Genomic DNA, 24,677 nt, shown 5'->3' on the forward strand with positions numbered 1-24,677 from the left:
GTCGCATGGTGTCGCCTTCTTTACTTTTGTTACTGATTTGTAAAATTATTTTGCGTCAGCTAAACCGTCGAGGTAGCGTTCAGCATCCAGTGCCGCCATGCAGCCTGTACCGGCGGAAGTAATAGCCTGGCGATAAATATGATCCATCACGTCACCTGCGGCAAAGACGCCCGGAATGCTGGTCTGGGTGGCATTACCATGAATACCCGATTGTACTTTGATGTAGCCGTTTTCCAGTTCCAGTTGCCCTTCGAAAATGGCGGTATTCGGGCTGTGGCCGATAGCAACAAACAGACCGGCAACGTCGAGTGACTCGATGTTATCGCTGTTTTGCGTATCGCGAAGACGAACGCCAGTGACGCCCATCTGATCGCCGGTCACTTCTTCCAGCGTACGGTTGGTGTGCAGAATGATGTTGCCGTTCTCCACTTTATCCATCAGACGCTTAATCAGAATTTTTTCTGCGCGGAAAGTATCGCGGCGGTGAATCAGGTGTACTTCAGAAGCAATGTTAGACAGATACAATGCCTCTTCAACAGCGGTATTACCGCCGCCGATAACCGCAACCTTCTGATTACGGTAGAAGAATCCATCGCAGGTCGCACAGGCAGAAACCCCACGTCCTTTAAAGGCTTCTTCAGAGGGCAGGCCGAGATAGCGTGCAGAAGCTCCGGTAGCAATAATCAGCGCATCGCAGGTGTACTCGCCGCTGTCGCCAGACAGACGGAACGGACGATTCTGCAAATCCACTTTGTTGATGTGATCAAAGATGATTTCAGTTTCAAATTTGGTGGCATGTTCATGCATGCGTTCCATTAATAACGGACCGGTCAGATCGTTTGGATCGCCTGGCCAGTTTTCCACTTCCGTGGTGGTGGTCAGTTGGCCGCCTTTTTCCATGCCGGTAATCAGCACGGGTTGCAGGTTGGCGCGCGCCGCGTAGACAGCAGCGGTATATCCCGCCGGGCCTGAACCCAGGATAAGCAGTTTACTGTGTTTGGTCGTGCCCATGAGATCCCCATAGTTGTTGGCAGACAATGGGCAGGATTGTAGGGAATTTACAGACGTAAAAAAAGAGTATGACGATTTTGTTAACGATTTGTGCAATCGTCAGAAGCGATAAGCGTGTCAAATTCTTCGGTCATTATCACGCCTGCTACTTAATTTTTTCGGTTTATAAGCCGATTAAATGATGATTAAACGCGACTGTTAATGAATAACTGGCATGTTGTACTAAAAAACGATGTTTTGCTTTGACAATCACCTGGTGTTTTGCGAAAACATTCGAGGAAGAAAAAAACAGTATTCTTATATGCGCATAATCATGCATGTAAATACCATGTTTACCGTGCTAGTGAAATCTACGCATGGCGTGGACAGACGCCATTCGTGATGTCGATAGCGGCCTCCAGGCAACGGTCTTCTCACCGTAGACCCAGGCATTGCGCGCCGTGAATCTTAATGATTTCGGTCTATCGTGACGGGTAGCGACTCTGAACAGTGATGTTTTCAGGGTCAGACAGGAGTAGGGAAGGAATACAGAGAGACAATAATAATGGTAGATAGCAAGAAGCGCCCTGGCAAAGATCTCGACCGTATCGATCGTAACATTCTTAATGAGTTGCAAAAGGATGGGCGTATTTCTAACGTCGAGCTTTCTAAACGTGTGGGACTTTCCCCAACGCCATGCCTTGAGCGCGTGCGTCGGCTGGAAAGACAAGGGTTTATCCAGGGCTATACGGCACTGCTGAACCCGCATTATCTGGATGCATCACTTCTGGTATTCGTTGAGATTACTCTGAATCGTGGTGCTCCGGATGTGTTTGAACAATTCAATACCGCTGTACAAAAACTTGAAGAAATTCAGGAGTGTCATTTAGTATCTGGTGATTTCGACTACCTGTTGAAAACACGCGTGCCGGATATGTCAGCTTACCGTAAGCTGCTGGGGGAAACTCTGCTGCGTCTGCCTGGCGTCAATGACACACGGACATACGTTGTTATGGAAGAAGTCAAGCAGAGTAATCGTCTGGTTATTAAGACGCGCTAACACGGAACAGGTGCAAAATCGGCGTATTTTGATTACACTCCTGTTAATCCATACAGCAACAGTACTGGGGTAACCTGGTACTGTTGTCCGTTTTAGCATCGGGCAGGAAAAGCCTGTAACCTGGAGAGCCTTTCTTGAGCCAGGAATACACTGAAGACAAAGAAGTCACATTGACAAAGTTAAGCAGCGGGCGCCGACTTCTGGAGGCGTTGCTGATTCTTATTGTCCTGTTTGCCGTCTGGTTGATGGCAGCTTTATTGAGTTTTAACCCTTCGGATCCTAGCTGGTCGCAAACGGCCTGGCATGAGCCTATCCATAATTTAGGCGGGGCACCTGGTGCGTGGCTGGCCGATACCCTGTTCTTCATTTTTGGCGTGATGGCTTACACCATCCCCGTCATCATTGTCGGTGGCTGTTGGTTTGCGTGGCGTCATCAGACCAGCGACGAATACATTGATTATTTTGCCGTTTCGCTACGTATTATTGGCGTGCTGGCGCTCATCCTTACCTCCTGTGGTCTAGCAGCCATTAACGCCGACGATATCTGGTATTTTGCCTCCGGTGGCGTAATCGGTAGCTTATTAAGCACCACGTTGCAGCCTCTGCTACACAGCAGTGGGGGAACAATTGCGCTGCTTTGCGTCTGGGCAGCGGGCCTGACGCTGTTTACCGGCTGGTCCTGGGTGACTATTGCCGAAAAACTGGGCGGCTGGATTTTAAACATTCTCACCTTCGCCAGTAATCGTACCCGTCGCGATGATACCTGGGGCGATGAAGATGAGTATGACGATGACGAAGAGTACGAAGATGAAAACCACGGTAAACAGCATGAATCGCGCCGTGCTCGTATTCTTCGTGGCGCGTTAGCGCGTCGTAAACGCCTGGCGGAAAAATTCATTAATCCGATGGGGCGACAAACGGACGCTGCGTTGTTCTCCGGCAAGCGAATGGATGATGAAGAAGATGTTACCTACACTGCGCGCGGAGTAGCGGCCGATCCTGATGACGTCCTGTTTTCGGGCAATCGTGCAACGCAGCCAGAATATGACGAATACGATCCTTTATTAAATGGTGCGCCGATTACCGAGCCTGTCGCTGCCGCAGCGGCTGCAACCACGGCGACGCAAAGCTGGGCCGCGCCGGTTGAACCTGTTACTCAGACGCCGCCTGTTGCCTCTGTTAATGTTCCACCTGCGCAACCTACTGTAGCTTGGCAGCCTGTACCGGGGCCGCAAACGGGCGAGCCGGTTATTACTCCTGCAGCGGAAGGTTACCCACAGCAGCCACAATATGCGCAGCCTACGGTGCAATATAATGAGCCGCTGCAACAGCCTGTACCGCCACAGCAGTCATACTATACGCCTGCAGCGGAACAACCGGTTCAACAGCCGTATTATACATCTGCACCGGAACAGCCGGTGGCAGGTAACGCCTGGCAAGCCGAAGAGACGCAATCCACTTTTGCTCCACAGCCTACATACCAGGCGGAGCAAACTTACCCGCAGCCAGCCGTTCAGGAGCCGTTGTACCAACAGCCGCAACCTGTTGAACAGCAGCCTGTCGCGACACCGGAGCCTGTTGTAGAAGAGACAAAGCCTGCGCGTCCGCCGCTTTACTATTTTGAAGAAGTGGAAGAGAAGCGTGCCCGTGAACGTGAACAACTTGCGGCCTGGTATCAACCAATTCCTGAACCGGTTAAGGAACCAGAACCGATCAAATCTTCGCTGAAAGCACCTTCTGTTGCAGCAGTACCTCCAGTAGAAGCCGCTGCCGCTGTTTCACCGCTGGCATCGGGCGTGAAAAAAGCGACCCTGGCGACGGGAGCCGCAGCGACGGTTGCTGCGCCTGTTTTCAGCCTGGCAAATAGCGGTGCGCCGCGTCCGCAAGTGAAAGAGGGCATTGGCCCGCAGTTACCTCGACCGAAGCGTATCCGCGTACCAACACGTCGTGAACTGGCGTCATATGGCATTAAGCTGCCATCGCAGAGAGCGGCGGAAGAGAAGGCTCGTGAAGCGCAGCGCAACCAGTACGATGCTGGCGGGCAGTATAACGATGATGAAATCGATGCGATGCAGCAGGATGAACTGGCACGTCAGTTCGCCCAGACACAGCAGCAACGCTATGGCGAACAGTATCAACATGATGTGCCCGTAAACGCAGAAGATGCAGATGCTGCGGCAGAGGCTGAGCTGGCTCGTCAGTTTGCCCAGACTCAGCAGCAGCGTTATTCCGGTGAACAACCGACTGGGGCGAATCCGTTCTCGCTGGATGATTTCGAATTTTCACCGATGAAAGCGTTAGTGGATGATGGTCCACACGAGCCGCTGTTTACGCCAATTGTTGAACCTGTTCAACAGCCGCAGCAACCAGTCGTGCCGCAGCCGCAATATCAACAGCCGCAGCGATCGGTAGTGCCGCAGCCGCAGTATCAACAGCCGCAGCAACCGGTAGCACCGCAGCAGCACTATCAGCAGCCGCAGCAACCGGTAGCGCCACAGCCGCAGTATCAGCAGCCGCAACAACCGGTAGCGCCACAGCAGCACTATCAACAGCCGCAACAACCGGTAGCGCCGCAGCCGCAGTATCAGCAGCCGCATCAACCGACGGCACCACAGCCGCAGGATACCCTGCTTCATCCGCTGTTAATGCGCAATGGCGACAGTCGTCCGTTACACAAACCGACGACGCCGTTGCCTTCTCTGGATTTGCTGACGCCGCCGCCGAGCGAAGTGGAACCCGTAGATACCTTTGCGCTTGAACAAATGGCGCGTCTGGTAGAGGCGCGCCTGGCTGACTTCCGCATTAAAGCCGATGTCGTCAACTATTCTCCGGGGCCAGTTATCACTCGCTTTGAGCTGAACCTGGCACCGGGCGTAAAAGCTGCGCGTATTTCTAACTTGTCACGTGACCTGGCCCGTTCGCTATCAACTGTGGCGGTTCGTGTCGTTGAAGTTATTCCGGGTAAACCTTACGTAGGTCTGGAGTTACCTAACAAAAAACGCCAAACCGTTTACCTGCGCGAAGTGCTGGACAACGCTAAGTTCCGCGATAACCCATCGCCATTAACGATAGTGCTGGGTAAAGATATCGCTGGCGATCCGGTCGTTGCCGATCTGGCAAAAATGCCGCACTTGTTGGTTGCGGGGACTACCGGTTCCGGTAAGTCTGTCGGTGTGAACGCCATGATTCTGAGTATGCTCTATAAAGCGCAGCCGGAAGATGTGCGTTTCATTATGATCGATCCGAAAATGCTCGAGCTTTCAGTTTATGAAGGTATCCCGCACCTGTTAACGGAAGTCGTGACCGACATGAAAGATGCTGCCAACGCTTTACGCTGGTGCGTCAACGAAATGGAGCGTCGATATAAACTGATGTCGGCTTTGGGTGTACGTAACCTGGCGGGTTATAACGAAAAAATTGCTGAAGCTGACCGTATGATGCGCCCAATACCAGACCCGTACTGGAAACCGGGCGACAGTATGGATGCTCAGCATCCGGTGCTGAAAAAAGAGCCTTATATTGTTGTTCTGGTGGACGAATTTGCCGACCTGATGATGACGGTGGGTAAAAAAGTGGAAGAGCTGATTGCACGTCTGGCGCAAAAAGCCCGTGCCGCAGGAATCCACCTCGTACTGGCAACGCAACGCCCATCAGTTGATGTTATTACTGGTCTGATTAAAGCGAATATTCCAACTCGTATCGCCTTTACGGTATCCAGTAAGATTGACTCGCGTACCATTCTTGATCAGGCTGGTGCCGAATCGTTACTGGGAATGGGCGATATGCTCTACTCCGGGCCGAACTCCACCATGCCGGTACGTGTTCATGGTGCCTTTGTTCGCGATCAGGAAGTTCATGCCGTGGTGCAGGACTGGAAAGCGCGTGGTCGTCCGCAGTATGTCGATGGCATCACTTCCGACAGTGAAAGTGAAGGTGGAGCCGGTGGTTTCGATGGCGCAGAAGAGCTGGATCCGTTGTTCGATCAGGCGGTGCAGTTCGTCACTGAAAAACGCAAAGCGTCAATTTCAGGCGTACAGCGTCAGTTCCGCATTGGTTATAACCGTGCGGCGCGTATTATCGAACAGATGGAAGCGCAGGGGATCGTCAGCGAACAGGGTCACAACGGTAATCGTGAAGTGCTGGCTCCACCGCCGTTTGACTGATTAGGGCATTGTAGGCCGGATAAGACGCGATAGCGTCGCATCCGGCACACTATCAACTGAAAATTCAGTATTTTCTTCTTTCCTCAAGCTGATTATTAGCCTGGAATAGAGAGTAGAGGGAACTCCCGTTTGGGAGTGACGTAATTTGAGGAACCATGATGAAAAAAATTGCCATCACCTGTGTATTACTCTCAAGCTTTGTGGCGAGCAGCGTTTGGGCTGATGCCGCAAGCGATCTGAAAAGCCGCCTGGATAAAGTCAGCAGCTTCCATGCCAGCTTCACGCAAAAAGTGACTGACGGTAGCGGCGCTGCAGTACAGGAAGGTCAGGGCGATCTGTGGGTGAAACGTCCTAACTTGTTCAACTGGCATATGACTCAACCTGATGAAAGCATTTTGGTTTCTGACGGTAAAACACTGTGGTTCTATAACCCGTTCGTTGAGCAGGCTACGGCAACCTGGCTGAAAGATGCTACCGGTAATACGCCGTTTATGCTGATTGCCCGCAACCAGTCCAGCGACTGGCAGCAGTACAACATCAAACAGAATGGTGATGACTTTATCCTCACGCCGAAAACCAGCAATGGCAATCTGAAGCAATTCACCATTAATGTGGGGCGTGATGGTACGATCCATCAGTTCAGTGCGGTGGAGCAGGACGATCAGCGCAGCAGTTATCAGTTAAAGTCCCAGCAGAATGGCGTTGTGGATGCAGCGAAATTTACCTTCACCCCGCCGCAAGGCGTAACGGTAGATGACCAACGTAAGTAGAGGCACCTGAGTGAGCAATCTGTCGCTCGATTTTTCGGATAATACTTTTCAACCTCTGGCCGCGCGTATGCGGCCAGAAAATTTAGCACAGTATATCGGTCAGCAACATTTGCTGGCTGCGGGGAAGCCGTTGCCGCGTGCTATTGAAGCCGGGCACCTGCATTCTATGATCCTCTGGGGGCCGCCAGGTACGGGTAAAACGACCCTTGCCGAAGTGATCGCCCGCTACGCAAACGCTGATGTGGAACGTATTTCTGCCGTTACCTCTGGTGTGAAAGAGATTCGCGAGGCGATCGAGCGGGCGCGGCAGAACCGCAACGCCGGACGCCGCACCATTCTGTTTGTCGACGAAGTGCACCGCTTCAACAAGAGCCAGCAGGATGCTTTTCTACCGCATATTGAAGATGGCACCATCACTTTCATTGGCGCGACGACTGAAAACCCCTCGTTTGAGCTTAATTCGGCGCTGCTTTCCCGTGCCCGCGTTTATCTGCTGAAATCCTTGACGACCGAGGATATTGAGCGAGTACTTACTCAGGCAATGGAAGACAAAACGCGTGGCTATGGCGGGCAGGATATTGTTCTGCCAGATGAAACACGCCGTGCGATTGCTGAACTGGTGAATGGTGACGCGCGCCGGGCGTTGAATACGCTGGAAATGATGGCGGATATGGCCGAAATCGATGGCAGCGGCAAACGTGTTCTAAAGCCTGAATTACTGACAGAAATCGCCGGTGAGCGTAGCGCCCGCTTTGATAACAAAGGCGATCGCTTTTACGATCTGATTTCCGCGCTGCATAAATCTGTGCGTGGTAGTGCACCCGATGCGGCGCTGTACTGGTATGCGCGCATTATTACTGCTGGTGGTGATCCGTTATATGTCGCGCGTCGCTGCCTGGCGATAGCGTCGGAAGATGTCGGTAATGCTGATCCACGTGCGATGCAGGTAGCGATTGCTGCCTGGGATTGCTTTACCCGCGTTGGTCCGGCAGAAGGCGAACGCGCCATTGCCCAGGCGATTGTTTACCTGGCCTGTGCACCAAAAAGTAACGCTGTGTATACCGCGTTTAAAGCCGCGCTGGCCGATGCTCGCGAACGTCCGGATTATGACGTGCCGGTTCATTTGCGTAATGCGCCGACAAAATTAATGAAGGAAATGGGCTACGGGCAGGAATATCGTTACGCTCATGATGAAGCAAACGCTTATGCTGCCGGTGAGGTTTACTTCCCGCCGGAAATAGCACAAACACGCTATTATTTCCCGACAAACAGGGGGCTGGAAGGCAAGATTGGCGAAAAGCTCGCCTGGCTGGCTGAACAGGATCAAAATAGCCCCATAAAACGCTACCGTTAATGTTATCGTTGCGGTAATGTTGTTACTGTATCCCTGTGGTCGCAGGCTGTGGCCACATCTCCCATTTAATTCGATAAGCACAGGATAAGCATGCTCGATCCCAATCTGCTGCGTAATGAGCCAGACGCAGTCGCTGAAAAACTGGCACGCCGGGGCTTTAAGCTGGATGTAGATAAGCTGGGCGCTCTTGAAGAGCGTCGTAAAGTATTGCAGGTAAAAACGGAAAACCTGCAAGCGGAGCGTAACTCCCGATCGAAATCCATTGGCCAGGCGAAAGCGCGCGGGGAAGATATCGAGCCTTTACGTCTGGAAGTGAACAAACTGGGCGAAGAGCTGGATGCAGCAAAAGCCGAGCTGGATGCTTTACAGGCTGAAATTCGCGATATCGCGCTAACCATCCCTAACCTGCCTGCAGATGAAGTGCCGGTAGGTAAAGACGAAAATGACAACGTTGAAGTCAGCCGCTGGGGTACCCCGCGTGAGTTTGACTTTGAAGTTCGTGACCATGTGACGCTGGGTGAAATGCACTCTGGCCTCGACTTTGCAGCCGCAGTTAAGTTGACCGGTTCCCGCTTTGTGGTAATGAAAGGGCAGATTGCTCGCATGCACCGCGCACTGTCGCAGTTTATGCTGGATCTGCATACCGAACAGCATGGCTACAGTGAGAACTATGTTCCGTACCTGGTTAACCAGGACACGCTGTACGGTACGGGTCAGCTGCCGAAATTTGCTGGCGATCTGTTCCATACTCGTCCGCTGGAAGAAGAAGCAGACACCAGTAACTACGCGTTGATCCCAACGGCAGAAGTTCCGCTGACCAACCTGGTTCGCGGTGAAATCATTGATGAAGATGACCTGCCGATTAAGATGACCGCCCATACTCCATGCTTCCGTTCTGAAGCCGGTTCTTATGGTCGTGATACCCGTGGTCTGATCCGTATGCACCAGTTCGACAAAGTTGAAATGGTTCAGATCGTGCGCCCGGAAGACTCTATGGCGGCGCTGGAAGAGATGACCGGTCATGCAGAAAAAGTCCTGCAACTGTTGGGTCTGCCGTACCGTAAAATCATCCTTTGCACTGGCGACATGGGCTTTGGCGCTTGCAAAACGTACGACCTGGAAGTATGGATCCCGGCGCAGAACACCTACCGCGAAATTTCTTCCTGCTCTAATGTCTGGGACTTCCAGGCGCGTCGTATGCAGGCACGCTGCCGCAGCAAGTCTGACAAGAAAACCCGTCTGGTGCATACCCTGAACGGCTCCGGTCTGGCTGTTGGCCGTACGCTAGTTGCGGTAATGGAAAACTACCAGCAGGCCGATGGTCGTATTGAAGTACCAGAAGTTCTGCGTCCATACATGAACGGACTGGAATATATTGGCTAATACCCAATTTTTCTGAATCTAAAAAGCGCCTGCGGGCGCTTTTTTTGTCTCCCTTTGATACCAAACAATAATTACTCGTTACTTAAGCGCAATACTACTTACGAGTGAAAATCTACCTATCCCGTTGATTTTCAAATCATTCGATGTATACAAACCTATATAGCGCCAGCTATAAAAATAATTACACAATACGGTTTGTTACTGGAATTAATCGTGAGCAAGCTTGAGTGAGCCATTATGAAAACGAAAATCCCTGATGCGGTATTGGCTGCTGAGGTGAGTCGCCGTGGTTTGGTTAAAACGACAGCGATCGGTGGCCTGGCGATGGCCAGCAGTGCATTAACATTACCTTTTAGTCGAATAGCGCACGCTGTCGATAACGCCATTGCGGCAAATTCTGACGAGAAGGTTATCTGGAGCGCATGTACAGTTAACTGCGGTAGCCGCTGCCCACTGCGAATGCATGTCGTGGACGGTGAAATCAAATACGTCGAAACGGATAATACCGGTGATGACAATTACGACGGCCTGCATCAGGTACGCGCCTGTCTGCGTGGGCGTTCGATGCGTCGTCGCGTTTATAACCCAGATCGCCTGAAATATCCGATGAAACGCGTCGGGGCGCGCGGTGAAGGCAAATTCGAGCGTATTAGCTGGGAAGAAGCCTACGACATTATCGCTACTAATATGCAGCGACTGATTAAAGAGTACGGTAACGAATCCATCTATCTGAACTATGGCACCGGTACGCTGGGCGGCACAATGACCCGTTCCTGGCCACCGGGAAATACCCTGGTCGCGCGCCTGATGAACTGCTGCGGCGGTTATCTGAACCATTATGGTGATTATTCCTCCGCGCAAATTGCAGAAGGGCTGAACTATACCTATGGTGGCTGGGCGGATGGCAACAGCCCGTCAGATATCGAAAACAGTAAGCTGGTGGTGCTGTTTGGTAATAACCCGGGCGAAACGCGAATGAGCGGTGGCGGGGTAACTTATTACCTTGAACAGGCTCGTCAGAAATCAAATGCCCGCATGATCATCATCGATCCGCGCTATACCGACACCGGTGCCGGGCGTGAAGATGAGTGGATCCCGATTCGTCCGGGGACAGATGCCGCACTGGTTAACGGTCTGGCGTACGTCATGATCACCGAAAATCTGGTTGATCAGGAATTCCTCGATAAATATTGCGTTGGCTACGACGAGAAAACCCTGCCAGCCAGTGCGCCGAAAAATGGTCACTACAAAGCCTATATTCTGGGTGAAGGGGCAGACGGCGTTGCCAAAACGCCGGAATGGGCATCGCAAATCACTGGCGTTCCGGCAGACAAAATCATCAAACTGGCACGTGAAATCGGCAGTACCAAACCGGCGTTTATCAGCCAGGGGTGGGGGCCGCAGCGTCACGCTAATGGTGAAATCGCTACTCGAGCTATCTCAATGCTGGCAATTCTGACCGGCAACGTCGGGATTAACGGTGGTAACAGCGGCGCGCGCGAAGGTTCATACAGCTTACCGTTTGTGCGGATGCCGACTCTCGAAAACCCGATCCAGACCAGCATTTCCATGTTTATGTGGACCGATGCCATTGAACGTGGCCCGGAAATGACGGCGCTGCGTGATGGTGTTCGCGGGAAAGATAAGCTGGATGTGCCGATCAAGATGATCTGGAACTATGCCGGTAACTGCCTGATTAACCAGCATTCAGAAATTAACCGTACCCATGAAATCCTTCAGGATGATAAGAAGTGTGAGCTGATTGTGGTTATCGACTGCCACATGACATCATCCGCGAAATACGCTGATATCCTGCTGCCGGACTGCACCGCTTCCGAACAGATGGACTTTGCGCTGGATGCATCCTGCGGGAATATGTCTTACGTGATTTTCAACGATCAGGTGATTAAACCGCGCTTTGAATGTAAGACCATCTATGAAATGACCAGCGAACTGGCAAAACGTCTTGGCGTTGAGCAACAGTTTACGGAAGGTCGTACTCAGGAAGAGTGGATGCGTCACCTGTATGCGCAGTCGCGGGAAGCGATCCCTGAGTTGCCGACCTTTGAAGAGTTCCGCAAGCAGGGGATCTTTAAAAAGCGCGACCCACAAGGGCATCACGTTGCTTATAAAGCCTTCCGTGAAGATCCGCAGGCTAATCCACTGACCACGCCATCGGGCAAAATTGAGATCTATTCCCAGGCGCTGGCTGACATTGCCGCTACCTGGGAATTGCCGGAAGGCGACGTGATCGATCCACTGCCGATCTACACGCCAGGTTTTGAAAGTTATCAGGATCCGCTGAACAAACAGTATCCGCTGCAACTTACAGGTTTCCACTATAAATCTCGCGTTCACTCCACCTACGGCAACGTAGACGTGCTGAAAGCGGCTTGCCGCCAGGAAATGTGGATCAACCCGCTTGATGCGCAAAAACGCGGTATCAGCAACGGCGATAAAGTCAGGATCTTTAACGATCGTGGTGAAGTTCATATTGAGGCGAAAGTGACGCCACGAATGATGCCGGGTGTGGTCGCACTGGGCGAAGGCGCCTGGTATGACCCGGATGCAAAACGTGTCGATAAGGGCGGTTGTATCAACGTACTGACCACTCAACGTCCGTCTCCTCTCGCCAAGGGGAATCCGTCGCATACAAACCTTGTTCAGGTTGAAAAGGTGTAAGGAGTAACCGATGACAACCCAGTATGGATTTTTTATTGATTCCAGCCGTTGCACCGGTTGCAAAACCTGCGAACTGGCTTGTAAAGACTACAAAGATTTGACGCCAGAAGTCAGCTTCCGCCGCATTTATGAATATGCTGGCGGCGACTGGCAGGAGGATAACGGTGTCTGGCATCAAAACGTGTTTGCCTACTATCTCTCGATTTCATGCAATCATTGCGAAGATCCGGCGTGTACCAAAGTCTGCCCGAGCGGTGCGATGCATAAACGTGAAGATGGTTTTGTCGTTGTTGATGAAGATGTGTGCATCGGCTGTCGTTACTGCCATATGGCTTGCCCGTATGGCGCACCGCAGTATAACGAAACCAAAGGGCATATGACCAAATGCGATGGTTGCTATGACCGTGTCGCGGAAGGTAAAAAGCCGATCTGCGTCGAATCTTGCCCGCTGCGGGCGCTGGATTTCGGCCCCATCGACGAGCTGCGTAAAAAACACGGCGATCTGGCGGCCGTTGCGCCATTGCCACGAGCGCACTTTACCAAACCGAATATTGTGATCAAACCTAACGCCAACAGCCGCCCAACCGGGGATACCACTGGCTATCTGGCAAATCCGAAGGAGGTGTGAGATGGGAAGTGGATGGCATGAATGGCCGTTGATGATCTTCACGGTCTTCGGGCAGTGCGTCGTGGGCGGTTTTATCGTTCTGGCATTCGCCTTGTTGAAAGGCGAGCTTCGGGCCGATACCCAACAGCGGGTGATTACCTGTATGTTTGGCTTGTGGGTACTGATGGGCATTGGCTTTATCGCCTCAATGCTTCACCTTGGCTCACCCATGCGCGCTTTTAACTCACTCAACCGGGTTGGCTCTTCGGCATTGAGTAACGAAATCGCCAGTGGTTCGATCTTTTTTGCCGTAGGTGGCATCGGCTGGTTGTTGGCAGTGCTGAAAAAGCTGTCACCGGCATTACGCACGCTGTGGCTGGTGGTGACGATGATTCTCGGCGTGGTGTTTGTCTGGATGATGGTGCGAGTTTATAACAGCATCGATACCGTACCGACCTGGTACAGCATCTGGACACCGATGGGTTTCTTCCTGACTATGTTTATGGGAGGCCCGCTGCTGGGATATTTGTTACTGCGTCTGGCGGGGGTTAATGGTTGGGTGATGCGTTTACTTCCGGCCATTTCAGTGCTGGCGCTGGTGGTGAGCGGTGTAATGTCTGTAATGCAGGGGGCTGAACTCGCTACGATTCACTCTTCTGTACAGCAGGCAGCGGCGTTAGTGCCGGATTACGGTGCGCTGATGGCCTGGCGGATTGTGCTTATCGCCGTGGCACTGTGCTTGTGGATTGTACCGCAGTTAAAAGGTTCTCAGCCTGCGGTATCGCTGCTTTCCGTGTCATTCATCCTGCTTCTGGCTGGTGAGTTAATCGGGCGCGGCGTGTTCTACGGGTTGCATATGACTGTAGGGATGGCCGTTGCCAGCTAAGATGTTTATAACCGGGGTCTCGGCCCCGGTTTTCTTTTATTTCTGTTTCGTTAAGGTGTCATAACTGGTCATCAAATTACGATAATCAGGAATGTGGTTAGAGAACAGCGTCGCCAGACCTTCGATATCGTTGCGCCAGTCACGGTGCAGTTCGCAGGCGACACCAAACCACGTCATCAATTGTGCCCCTGCTTGTGACATACGATCCCATGCCGAATGCCGGGTAATTTCGTTAAAGGTTCCTGACGCGTCAGTCACCACAAAGACATCGAAACCTTCTTCAATCGCCGAAAGTGCCGGGAATGCTACGCAAACTTCGGTGACCACTCCGGCGATAATCAACTGCTTTTTACCTGTCGCCTTGACCGCTTTAACAAAATCTTCGTTATCCCAGGCGTTAATATTTCCCGGACGGGCAATATACGGTGCATCCGGGAACTGTGCTTTCAGTTCAGGGACCAATGGGCCGTTAGGACCGGTTTCAAAACTGGTAGTAAGAATGGTGGGTAGATTGAAATATTTGGCTAAGTCACCCAGCGCCAGCACGTTATTTTTAAATTTGTCAGGTTCAATATCCCGCACGAGGGAAAGTAAACCGGCCTGGTGATCAACTAACAAAACAGCAGCATCATTTTTATCGAGACGAACATACGGTTTGGTCATTCTCTTCTCCTTTCGAGAGTCAGTGGTACGCCTGAAATCGTTCAGACGCGATGCGTTGCCCTGAAAGCATAGACGGGAAATTCAGGTTTGCAGTGACCATGAAATTTTTCGACTGAACTAAACATATGAACGTTATGTTAGATCAATAAAAACAATTAGATGAGACTGATTATCTTTTCGTTATTAGTGTTATGAATGAGTAATATAAATCGATAATACAGCCGCTGCGTTATGTACGTATTTTCACCCATTGACAATGTTTTTGGCGGTGGCATGATGCGCATGAAATTTGAACTTCCTCACGGTTTTCATTCATGTCCACGTATACCCGGCCTGTCATGCTTTTGCTGTCTGGCCTACTTTTGTTGACTCTGGCGATCGCGGTGTTAAATACACTCGTGCCGCTATGGCTCGCCCAGGTACACTTGCCCACATGGCAGGTCGGCGTCGTCAGTTCGTCTTATTTTACCGGCAACCTGGTCGGTACTTTACTGACAGGGTATGTCATTAAACGCTTTGGGTTTAATCGCAGCTATTACCTTGCTTCCTTTATTTTTGCTGCGGGTTGTGCCGGGCTTGGCTTGATGATTGGTTTCTGGAGCTGGTTAGCCTGGCGTTTCGTCGCAGGCGTTGGTTGCGCCATGATTTGGGTGGTGGTAGAAAGCGCGCTGATGTGCAGCGGTACGTCACGTAACCGTGGGCGGTTACTTGCCGCCTATATGATGGTTTATTACGTGGGGACGTTTTTAGGTCAGTTACTGCTCAGTAAAGTTTCAACAGAGTTGATGAGCGTATTGCCGTGGGCTACAGGGTTGACCCTGGCAGGAATCTTGCCGCTGCTGTTTACTCGTATCGTGAATCAGCAGGCTGAGAACCATGCTTCGACGCCAATTACGTCAATGCTAAAACTTCGTCAGGCGCGGCTTGGCGTGAACGGCTGTATTATCTCGGGAATCGTTCTGGGTTCTTTGTATGGCCTGATGCCGCTGTACCTCAATCATAAAGGGATTAGCAACGCCAGCATTGGCTTCTGGATGGCGGTTCTGGTTAGTGCTGGTATCCTTGGGCAATGGCCAATTGGTCGTCTGGCAGATAAATTTGGTCGCCTGCTGGTACTACGCGTTCAGGTATTTGTCGTCATTCTCGGTAGCATTGCGATGTTAAGTCAGGCGGCAATGGCACCTGCGTTGTTCATCCTCGGTGCAGCCGGTTTTACGCTCTATCCGGTGGCGATGGCCTGGGCTTGCGAGAAAGTTGAACATCATCAGCTGGTGGCAATGAATCAGGCGTTATTGTTAAGCTATACCGTCGGTAGTCTGCTTGGCCCGTCTTTTACTGCCATGTTAATGCAGAATTTCTCTGATAATCTGCTGTTTATCATGATCGCCAGTGTGTCGTTTATTTATTTACTCATGCTGCTTCGTAACGCCGGTCATACACCAAAACCCGTTGCTCACGTGTAAATGAATGAGTGCAGAGTGTGAACTGCCTGTTTCGCACTCTGTTTTTTGTTTCCTCTGTACAACTATTTTTTAGCAAATTTTATTCGTAAAAAAATAAAGTGTGCAGCAGGTTATAATTTTGCATTCCGCTATTTCCGCACGTCTTGTTTGCCGCGCATAATTCCTCGTTTTCTAAATATCCATTAAATATTGGCGAAGGATCGATCTATGGCTGGGAACGTTCAGGAAAAACAGTTGCGATGGTACAACATTGCTTTGATGTCATTTATTACCGTTTGGGGCTTTGGCAACGTTGTAAATAACTATGCCAACCAGGGACTGGTGGTTGTTTTTTCATGGGTATTTATTTTTGCGCTCTATTTCACACCTTATGCCCTGATTGTCGGCCAGTTAGGTTCGACCTTTAAAGACGGGAGAGGGGGCGTTAGTACCTGGATTAAACATACCATGGGGCCAGGGCTGGCTTACCTTGCAGCATGGACCTACTGGGTGGTGCATATTCCTTATTTGGCACAAAAACCGCAGGCAATACTGATCGCGCTCGGTTGGGCGATGAAAGGCGATGGTTCGTTAATCAAAGAATATTCGGTCGTAGCGTTACAGGGGTTAACGCTGGTGCTGTTTATCTTCTTTATGTGGGTTGCCTCCCGAGGCATGAAGTCACTGAAAATTGTTGGTTCTGTGGCAGGGATTGCAATGTTTGTCATGTCGCTCCTTTATGTGGCGATGGCGGTAACCGCGCCTGCGATTACTGAAGTGCATATTGCGACTACTAACATTACCTGGGAAACATTCATACCACATATCGATTTCACCTACATTACCACCATTTCAATGCTGGTTTTTGCGGTTGGTGGTGCTGAGAAGATTTCTCCTTACGTTAACCAAACACGCAACCCAGGAAAAGAATTTCCAAAAGGGATGTTGTGTCTGGCGGGGATGGTAGCAGTATGTGCGATTCTCGGCTCACTGGCGATGGGGATGATGTTTGACTCGCGTAATATTCCCGATGATTTGATGACTAACGGTCAGTATTACGCCTTCCAGAAGCTGGGGGAGTATTACAATATGGGTAATACCTTAATGGTGATTTATGCCATTGCGAACACTCTGGGGCAAGTTGCCGCACTGGTATTTTCGATTGATGCACCGCTTAAAGTGTTATTAGGCGATGCCGACAGCAAATATATTCCTGCCAGTTTATGTCGTACCAACGCTTCCGGTACGCCCGTGAATGGCTATTTTCTGACTCTGGTGCTGGTGGCGATCCTGATTATGCTCCCGACTCTCGGCATCGGTGATATGAACAATCTCTATAAATGGCTGTTGAATCTTAACTCGGTAGTGATGCCACTGCGTTATTTGTGGGTATTTGTTGCGTTTATTGCTGTCGTTCGCCTGGCGCAGAAATATAAACCAGAGTATGTCTTTATTCGTAATAAGTCGCTGGCAATGACCGTTGGGATTTGGTGTTTTGCCTTTACCGCGTTTGCCTGCCTGACAGGAATCTTCCCGAAAATGGAAGCCTTCACTGCAGAGTGGACATTCCAACTGGCACTGAACATTACTACGCCATTTGTCCTCGTTGGACTGGGGCTGATATTCCCGCTGCTCGCACGTAAAGCGAATATAAAATAGTCATCATGCCCCGGTTCTCCGGGGCTATGATATTAAATAGATTAAAATTAGAGCAGGTCTGCCAAGGCAAAAGTTAAGTTTTTCTTAAGGGATGAAAGAATATAAACGCTGCCGTGATAATACAAATTTTAGTTATCGGAGACCTTTATTTTTAGATATGGTGATAGTTTTAATTATTGGTTATTTTGCAAGTTATTATTTGGAGCTCTGGAGTAAACTCTTGCGCATCGTAATAACATGATTTTTACGGCTAAATTTTCAACAAAGAGTGGTAATGTAAACTCGGATTTTTTGATCTGTATCAATAAATTTGCACGTTGCTAATTATGGTTAAATTTTCTGAGAATGATTGCAATTATTGTTTGGTTATGCAGATGGTATATTGATTTCTTGGTGCAATATTCTGGTAAAGCTATATTTTATAGGATTTTAATCCAACAAGAATCATCTTCCGACAGAATCTTCTCATACCTGGTGTAGTTCACAGTCTTTTGTTTTAAAAATAAAATAGTGCTCTAATGTTGCATCTATTGTTTTATCGAACGTGTACTCCTGAAAATATTTATCTGTTAGGTTGATGGACAAATTACAGCCCTGGCAGTGAAATTTTCGCGATCACTTTCTGACTAAATTTTACTTTAAGGTTACTGATTAATATATTTTGGGCTAAGAGAGTCGTATTACACATGTCTTGAATAAGATAAATAAACAGAATGGATTACTGATAATAGATGCTAATACCTCTTTTGGATAATTATAGAGTAGATGTCACAACTCGGCAGGATGTGCTAGTTGTGTTGTTATAGGGTAATTTTTTCATATCTAAATTATTTCGTTGCAAATTTAACGAAAGGCGGTAGCGTGGATGAAAGATACAAAAATGAGCATTACATATAACAATATTGTTCTGGTTAAAATAAGAAGCATGATAATCACTTGTGGAAATTAAGAAAAAATCAATCTTCTCATCATGACATATTTGTTATATGGGAATAATGAAATTAAGAAAGTCATAAAGAGAAGGGTAACATCGTCTAATATACAGAACTTTATACGATATTATATTAAAGCAATTGATAACATTTTAGTCAGAACACCAGTATGTATAGCATTACCGAAAAATTAAACTCAAGATTTAACACTGCGGTTATATTAGCTGTTACTGTCTATATTGTCTTGTCATTTATTACCGCAATTGATTTCCATAAAAAAATAGCAGAAAACTCTTCACGGATTAACCTTATACTCATCAATAACAATTTGAATAATTTTTTTTCTAAAGTTGAAAAAGAGGCTGATGCATTAAAAGATGCAATTTATCTGTTAAATGATGAAGATGAGATAAAGCGAGCAGTCCTTCATCGCATGAAAAAAATAGACGCGGTTAATTTAGTGGGGATAATGCTCAATAATGGAAGCTATCTTAGCTTTATTCGAGCGGAGAATGGTGAGGTAAAATTCCTGGGAAAATCAGAACCCGGTAAACCTTTTATTGGGGACGATGGTAATATTAGCGATAACTACTTTAACCCGGAATCACGTCCCTGGAATAAATTACCGGCAGGGACTTATTCAAAATGGTCACCATGGTATAATTGTTATGGTATTGCCGGAAAAAAATGTTTTTCATTTTCTCTACGACCATCCGAAGAAGAAAAAGATTCATTTGCTCTGAAGTTAATACATCTGGATCTTGATGAAAGATATTTCAGTAATTTTTTAAATAAACTAGGTGGTGATGCTGATATTCTATTCATGGAACAAAATAAAAGGATTATGGTAGGTAATGAAAAATCAATGTTACATCTTATTGTCCGCGAGTCATCGGGAAGTTATAACATAAGTAATAATAGTGGCAACTATATAGACAATATTATCTCACTCCCCAGGCTTCCTGATGTCAGATTCCATTACTTTTACTATCAAAAAGCAGAAGATGCAAACATCAATAAATATTTTACATTGATGTTTTTATGTGGCTTGGTTTGTTTTTGTTTATTATGGTATATCGTTGAAAAAATAACAAAAAAAATTAAAGGCGAATCCAGCAAACTAATAGAACATCTGAAAAAATTAGCTAATTCAGTATATCGCAACGACACAATTGATATTGTGCAAAATGATAGTAGCGAGATTGTTGAACTCAAAAAAATCATTAATAATATCAGTTATAAATACAAGGAGCGTATGGATCGTTTACTTAATCTTGTGTCCTATGAACAAGGAAGTAGCTTCTATATAAATAAGGCTGTTATTGAAACTAATAATAAAACCTATTTGGCAGTTGGTATGCTTTGCATCTATGGATTAGAGTTTGTTGAGGCGATATATGGAAGTCAGAAATTTTATGAAATTGTTAATGATATAAAATCGAAGATATCACAAAAATATTCAAAATATTGTGATATCGTAAAAGTCTCAACTGAAACATACTTGTTGCTGTGCCACACTCACTGCGAAGAGTTCATCGAAAGATTATCTGTTTTAAACTTCCCTGAACATATATTTTGCATAAGAAATATTTATATTCATAAGATTGCCATTTGTGAAACTTTTTCAGGGGAAAATGTTTCGATTTATGAAGGGAAGCTGAAACTGGCATTAACAGCTATGCGGGAAAATAAAGAATCTGAATTTATGTTTTATGATGACATCAAAGTTCATGAACTTGATCAGAAGGTCTGGGTGGCAGGAAATATAAAAAAAGCGATTTCGAGTAGTGAAGTTTATTTAGTATATCAACCGATTGTTGATATGGATAATAATAGGGTTGTAGGCGCTGAGGCGTTATGCCGCTGGTTATCCGTCGAAAATGGGGCAATACCGCCATCAATTTTTGTACCTGTTGCTGAAGAAATAGGATTAATTAAAGAACTGGGTGATTTTGTTCTCGAAACGGCTATTAGCGAATTTGGTGTCTTTAGTCGTGAATATGAGGTTGCTAATGATTTTCTCCTGCATATCAATGTTTCTCCATGGCAATTAAATGAATTTGACTTCCACACTCGTGTTCTTACTTTAATTAATGCATTTGATGTAAATGCTGAACAAATCTGTCTGGAGATCACCGAGTCAGCAGTAAAAGATATAAATGATAGCTTTTACAATAATATAAAAATTTTAAAAGAAAACGGTATCAAGATTTCTCTTGATGATTTCGGTAGTGGATTAGCTGACCTGAAAAAACTTTATAAAGTAAGACCTGATAGTATTAAAATTGATTCAGAGTTTACCTCTGGTATTTTCAATGAAACTAACAAAATTGTGTATTTTATATCCAGTCTTGCTCGTGAAGAAAATATGCCGGTAATAGCAGAAGGTGTTGAAACTGAAAGTCAGGCCAGAGAATTGCAAAAATTAGGGTTCTCTCATGTTCAGGGATACTTATACCAGAAACCGTTACCGTTTTCAGAATGGCATATAGACAGCAAACCGAAAAAAAGAAAATAAAGCAATGTTCAAGTATAAGAAAAAGGCGGCAGTAATCTGTTTTTTGTATTTTTTGTTCGTCGCTGTAGTAACTTGTTATTTATACACCATTTATGTTAAGGGCCGCATTAATTCGGTGAAGGTATCTATTGTAGATAGTGGGCTTGCAATAGCTAATGTTTCTGAGTATCGCCGCTCAGTATCTAATAATATATTTTATGAACTAGATATTGCTCCAGAAGAATTGGTGAAAAAAATACGCAATGGCTTTGCTGGCTATGAAAATCCTGGATATTTGTATGATCTCGGTCCTTATATTATTAGCGATGGTAAATGTATCAAAGTTACAACGAAAGGGGATGATTTTTGTGGCGACATACTTTCCTCTATTCGGGTAATGAACGAATTTGAGAGAGGCGTTATTGGTTTAAAAGATAAGTACTATGTTTATTATGCTCATCCCATTGCCAAACGAACAAGTCTGATATCAGTGGTAGATCCTGAACGTTATTTATCTTTGATTAGAAATCAGTCAGGGGAACGAGAAGATATCTATATCTCATTTTATGATATTAATGATAATGAAAAGAAAATCGCAGGTGATGATTTTTTGATAAATGATGCTGTATTTGAGATGTCAGCTATCACTCTGTCGTATTCTTACCTTCCAGAAATGATGTTTATTGTTGCCTATAAAAAAAGTAAATATCTCTATATATGTATGCTATTCGTTTTTGCATCGGCAATATCTGCAATCATACTGTATATTAATTATATTAAATTACTACGGAATATTATAAATAAGGGTAGATTGGAAAAAGAATCTATATTGTCGAATCATCAATATGATTTACGTGGAGAAAATCTATTCTTTAATGCGGAAGAGATTAATGCAATTCGAGAGATATATGACTTTGGCACTTGTGATGCATTAACTCGGGCTTCTGGTCGCCGGAGTTTTGATAAGGAAATCAAGATGCTGAGCAAGAATTTTGGCTACCTGTGTCTATTTGATGTGGATAAATTTAAAACCATTAATGATAAGTTTGGTCATCTGTTTGGTGATGAAGTACTCATCAAACTTGTTAACCTTATTAAAGATGAGTTACCCCGTCGTGAAGGGGAAATATACCGGTTTGGCGGTGATGAATTTGCTATTATTTATTATGAGAAGGATAAAAATAAACTATCAAGAATTTTGCACAGAGTTGTTCATTTCGCAATCGGTGGGTTAAATTGTAGTTGCAGCATAGGGGTTGCCAGTACAGATGAGTGCATGAATAACATTGAACGGTTGAAATTGCTGGCAGATGAACGGTTATACAAAAGTAAGCAAAATGGTCGAGCGCAGATAACGTGGTGTTGATATTTTAATTTGCATAGCAATGGTCGTCTATGTTTATAAAACTCACACTGTTTAAGTTATAGTATTAATGAATCGTTAAGTGCAATGATCTTAAAAAATAAAGAAGTGTCAAACAAAATCCTTTTGGTTGTTGCTATATTGCTATGTTTTGTTTTTTTATCAATTGTTGAGCAGCCACTTGGATTTTATCAACAAACATTATTTTCAATTATTATTTGCATCGCTGTCATTTTCCTTAATTTGTTCAAGGGAAGGATGATTACCCTGATTTTAATGGGTGTTGGAATACTCATCTCATCCCGATATCTATGGTGGCGGTACTCTTCTTCAGTCATCCTGAATGAATTTCCAGACTGCTTATTTTCAGTCACGTTATTAGCTGCTGAAACGTATGCCTGGTTTGTTTTATTACTTGGTTACTTTCAGGTTTGCTTCCCGCTGAACAGAGAAAGTATACCCTTACCAGAGAATAAAGAAGAATGGCCCATCGTAGATATATTAATACCCACATATAACGAACCCTTTACAGTCGTGAAGAATACAGTTTATGGTGCGTTGGCTTTAGACTGGCCAAAGGATAAATTACATATCTGGATCCTTGATGATGGCGCCAGGGACGAGTTCAGGAAATTCGCGAACGAGTCAGGAATTTACTATGTCGCAAGAGAAACACATGAACATGCTAAGGCCGGAAATATAAATAATGCGCTTAAAATAGCTAATGGCGAATTTGTTGCTATTTTCGATTGCGATCATATACCGTCGGTATCTTTTTTAAAGAAAACGATGGGCTGGTTTATTGCCGATAAAAAATTATCGATGTTGCAAACACCACATCATTTTTTTTCCCCCGATCCTTTTGAGCGAAATTTGGGGCAGTTTCGGCAAAAGCCAAATGAAGGACACCTCTTTTATGGGTTAATCCAGAATGGTACGGATACATGGAATGCTTCATTTTTTTGCGGTTCATGTGCAATCATCCGTAGATCGGCTCTGGATGAGGTTGGAGGCATTGCAGTCGAAACAGTAACTGAAGATGCGCATACGTCGTTACGCTTGCATCGTGCAGGTTATAGCTCTGCATATCTTCGCTATCCTCTGGCTGCCGGGCTAGCCACAGAAACATTGTCTGCTCATATTGGGCAACGGATTCGATGGGCTCGAGGCATGATTCAAATCTTGCGTATTGACAATCCATTATTGGGCAAGGGGCTGACATTATCACAGCGCCTTTGCTATCTCAGCAGCATGATGCATTTTTTATCAGGTGTGCCACGACTGATTTTCTTGTTCGCACCTTTATGTCCTATTTTCTTTTCAGTCAACCTGATCGATGCATCAGTTGCAGATATTATGTCTTATGTTTTACCTTATCTATTTGTTATTATTTTAACTAATTCAAGAGTACAAGGTAAATACAGACATTCATTCTGGAATGAGATTTATGAAATGGTTCTGGCCTGGTATATTACGCTACCAACGCTTGTAGCTTTACTTGCGCCAGCAAAAGGGCGTTTCAACGTTACGGCCAAAGGAGGGCTGATAAAAAATAAGTTTGTTGACTGGCGAATTTCCTACCCCTATCTTATTTTTGCCATTTTAAATGTAATTGGACTGATAATAGGTATTGTTAATGTTTATAGTTTGCAAGGGCATATCGCCATCCTGAATTTGTTTTGTTTGATTTGGCTGTTTTATAATATAATTATTATTGGCGCAACTTTGGCTGTTTCTATTGAACAAAAGCAGGTGCGTTTTTCTCCCCGTATCGATGTTTCTTTCAAGGGCGTTTTACAACTGAAAGATGGACGGAACTATCCTTGTTCTGTTCTTGATTTTTCCGAAGGAGGATTAGGCGTTATCCTTGATAATATCTCCGACGTAAAAACTATTGTTAAAACACAGCGGTTGTCTCTTTATCTGGATGATAGTAACGAAAAGTGTGATATACCGGTAGAAATAGTTCATGCCTACAATAATAAAATTGGTCTGAAGATTATGCCAATGAGTCATGAACAAAATGTTAATTATGTAAGAGCAACGTTTTCTCGTGATTCACTATGGCAAGAGTGGAATGATAAAATTAAACGAGACAATATTCTAAAGAGTTTTATTGAAATATGTTTTATTTCTCTGAAAGGTTATTGCAATATGGTTTTTTATATTCTCAAGACACTGAAAGGCAGTTCCAAAAGTTAGTTCTAATTTCTAATTAAATATATT

The 24,677-nt window shown here is 46.3% G+C and carries 15 protein-coding genes; 13 read left to right on the forward strand and 2 right to left on the reverse strand.

Translation table 11 applies throughout. From position 1 onward, the window contains the following. Positions 1–45 precede the first annotated feature (45 nt). Positions 46–1,011 carry a thioredoxin-disulfide reductase gene (gene trxB, locus WC5_RS07855; protein ID WP_000537426.1) on the reverse strand — a complete coding sequence of 322 codons (966 nt, stop codon included), beginning with the start codon at positions 1,009–1,011 and terminating at the stop codon, positions 46–48. Positions 1,012–1,555: 544 nt separating this feature from the next. On the opposite strand from trxB, the gene lrp reads away from it, so the two are divergent. The 8 genes from lrp (at position 1,556) to WC5_RS07815 (ending at position 13,895) form a co-directional block, all read left to right on the forward strand. Further along, positions 1,556–2,050: a leucine-responsive transcriptional regulator Lrp gene (lrp, locus tag WC5_RS07850; protein WP_000228473.1), complete on the forward strand. Its 495-nt coding sequence runs from the start codon at positions 1,556–1,558 to the stop codon at positions 2,048–2,050. Between the two features lie 134 nt (positions 2,051–2,184). Further along, the gene (ftsK, locus tag WC5_RS07845; protein ID WP_016231649.1) at positions 2,185–6,213 is read left to right on the forward strand and encodes a DNA translocase FtsK; all 4,029 of its coding nucleotides are present in this window, start codon (positions 2,185–2,187) and stop codon (positions 6,211–6,213) included. 158 nt (positions 6,214–6,371) lie between these two features. Then, a complete protein-coding gene (gene lolA, locus WC5_RS07840) occupies positions 6,372–6,983 on the forward strand; it encodes an outer membrane lipoprotein periplasmic chaperone LolA (RefSeq protein ID WP_010352066.1) in 612 nt (203 codons plus the stop codon). A gap of 10 nt (positions 6,984–6,993) precedes the next feature. Next, the gene (rarA, locus tag WC5_RS07835) at positions 6,994–8,337 is read left to right on the forward strand and encodes a replication-associated recombination protein RarA (RefSeq protein ID WP_000067772.1); all 1,344 of its coding nucleotides are present in this window, start codon (positions 6,994–6,996) and stop codon (positions 8,335–8,337) included. A gap of 90 nt (positions 8,338–8,427) precedes the next feature. Continuing rightward, on the forward strand, positions 8,428–9,720 hold the full coding sequence (gene serS / locus WC5_RS07830; RefSeq protein WP_000886683.1) for a serine--tRNA ligase: 1,293 nt from the start codon (positions 8,428–8,430) through the stop codon (positions 9,718–9,720). Positions 9,721–9,957: 237 nt separating this feature from the next. Then, entirely contained in the window at positions 9,958–12,402 is a 2,445-nt protein-coding gene (gene dmsA, locus WC5_RS07825) for a dimethylsulfoxide reductase subunit A (RefSeq protein ID WP_000850273.1), read from the forward strand. A 10-nt stretch (positions 12,403–12,412) separates the two neighbouring features. Next, entirely contained in the window at positions 12,413–13,030 is a 618-nt protein-coding gene (gene dmsB / locus WC5_RS07820) for a dimethylsulfoxide reductase iron-sulfur subunit DmsB (protein WP_000213098.1), read from the forward strand. A gap of 1 nt (position 13,031) precedes the next feature. After that, positions 13,032–13,895, forward strand: a complete 864-nt coding sequence (locus tag WC5_RS07815; RefSeq protein WP_000534710.1) for a dimethyl sulfoxide reductase anchor subunit family protein — start codon at positions 13,032–13,034, stop codon at positions 13,893–13,895. Between the two features lie 36 nt (positions 13,896–13,931). Here WC5_RS07815 and ycaC read toward each other — a convergent pair whose 3' ends face one another. Next, positions 13,932–14,558, reverse strand: a complete 627-nt coding sequence (gene ycaC, locus WC5_RS07810; protein ID WP_000165876.1) for an isochorismate family cysteine hydrolase YcaC — start codon at positions 14,556–14,558, stop codon at positions 13,932–13,934. Between the two features lie 314 nt (positions 14,559–14,872). Here ycaC and WC5_RS07805 point away from each other — a divergent pair, with 314 nt between their 5' ends. The 5 genes from WC5_RS07805 (at position 14,873) to bcsA (ending at position 24,653) form a co-directional block, all read left to right on the forward strand. After that, on the forward strand, positions 14,873–16,021 hold the full coding sequence (locus WC5_RS07805; RefSeq protein ID WP_000109306.1) for an MFS transporter: 1,149 nt from the start codon (positions 14,873–14,875) through the stop codon (positions 16,019–16,021). A 207-nt stretch (positions 16,022–16,228) separates the two neighbouring features. After that, on the forward strand, positions 16,229–17,659 hold the full coding sequence (locus WC5_RS07800; protein WP_000918533.1) for an APC family permease: 1,431 nt from the start codon (positions 16,229–16,231) through the stop codon (positions 17,657–17,659). 1,101 nt (positions 17,660–18,760) lie between these two features. Further along, positions 18,761–21,109 carry a sensor domain-containing phosphodiesterase gene (locus WC5_RS07795; RefSeq protein WP_000286959.1) on the forward strand — a complete coding sequence of 783 codons (2,349 nt, stop codon included), beginning with the start codon at positions 18,761–18,763 and terminating at the stop codon, positions 21,107–21,109. Positions 21,110–21,113: 4 nt separating this feature from the next. Further along, the gene (locus tag WC5_RS07790; RefSeq protein ID WP_000477639.1) at positions 21,114–22,454 is read left to right on the forward strand and encodes a GGDEF domain-containing protein; all 1,341 of its coding nucleotides are present in this window, start codon (positions 21,114–21,116) and stop codon (positions 22,452–22,454) included. An 84-nt stretch (positions 22,455–22,538) separates the two neighbouring features. Further along, the gene (bcsA, locus tag WC5_RS07785) at positions 22,539–24,653 is read left to right on the forward strand and encodes a UDP-forming cellulose synthase catalytic subunit (protein ID WP_024192216.1); all 2,115 of its coding nucleotides are present in this window, start codon (positions 22,539–22,541) and stop codon (positions 24,651–24,653) included. Positions 24,654–24,677: the final 24 nt, after the last annotated feature.

It is taken from the genome of Escherichia sp. KTE114, assembly GCF_000407765.1.
Lineage (GTDB): Bacteria > Pseudomonadota > Gammaproteobacteria > Enterobacterales > Enterobacteriaceae > Escherichia > Escherichia ruysiae.

Excerpts from the sequence above, each read along its gene's own strand:
- trxB (WP_000537426.1), bottom strand. The coding sequence starts at position 1,011 with ATGGGCACGACCAAACACAGTAAACTGCTTATCCTGGGTTCAGGCCCG.
- lrp (WP_000228473.1), top strand. The coding sequence starts at position 1,556 with ATGGTAGATAGCAAGAAGCGCCCTGGCAAAGATCTCGACCGTATCGAT.
- lolA (WP_010352066.1), top strand. The coding sequence starts at position 6,372 with ATGAAAAAAATTGCCATCACCTGTGTATTACTCTCAAGCTTTGTGGCG.
- serS (WP_000886683.1), top strand. The coding sequence starts at position 8,428 with ATGCTCGATCCCAATCTGCTGCGTAATGAGCCAGACGCAGTCGCTGAA.
- dmsA (WP_000850273.1), top strand. The coding sequence starts at position 9,958 with ATGAAAACGAAAATCCCTGATGCGGTATTGGCTGCTGAGGTGAGTCGC.
- dmsB (WP_000213098.1), top strand. The coding sequence starts at position 12,413 with ATGACAACCCAGTATGGATTTTTTATTGATTCCAGCCGTTGCACCGGT.
- WC5_RS07815 (WP_000534710.1), top strand. The coding sequence starts at position 13,032 with ATGGGAAGTGGATGGCATGAATGGCCGTTGATGATCTTCACGGTCTTC.
- ycaC (WP_000165876.1), bottom strand. The coding sequence starts at position 14,558 with ATGACCAAACCGTATGTTCGTCTCGATAAAAATGATGCTGCTGTTTTG.
- WC5_RS07805 (WP_000109306.1), top strand. The coding sequence starts at position 14,873 with ATGTCCACGTATACCCGGCCTGTCATGCTTTTGCTGTCTGGCCTACTT.
- WC5_RS07800 (WP_000918533.1), top strand. The coding sequence starts at position 16,229 with ATGGCTGGGAACGTTCAGGAAAAACAGTTGCGATGGTACAACATTGCT.
- WC5_RS07795 (WP_000286959.1), top strand. The coding sequence starts at position 18,761 with ATGTATAGCATTACCGAAAAATTAAACTCAAGATTTAACACTGCGGTT.
- WC5_RS07790 (WP_000477639.1), top strand. The coding sequence starts at position 21,114 with ATGTTCAAGTATAAGAAAAAGGCGGCAGTAATCTGTTTTTTGTATTTT.
- bcsA (WP_024192216.1), top strand. The coding sequence starts at position 22,539 with ATGATCTTAAAAAATAAAGAAGTGTCAAACAAAATCCTTTTGGTTGTT.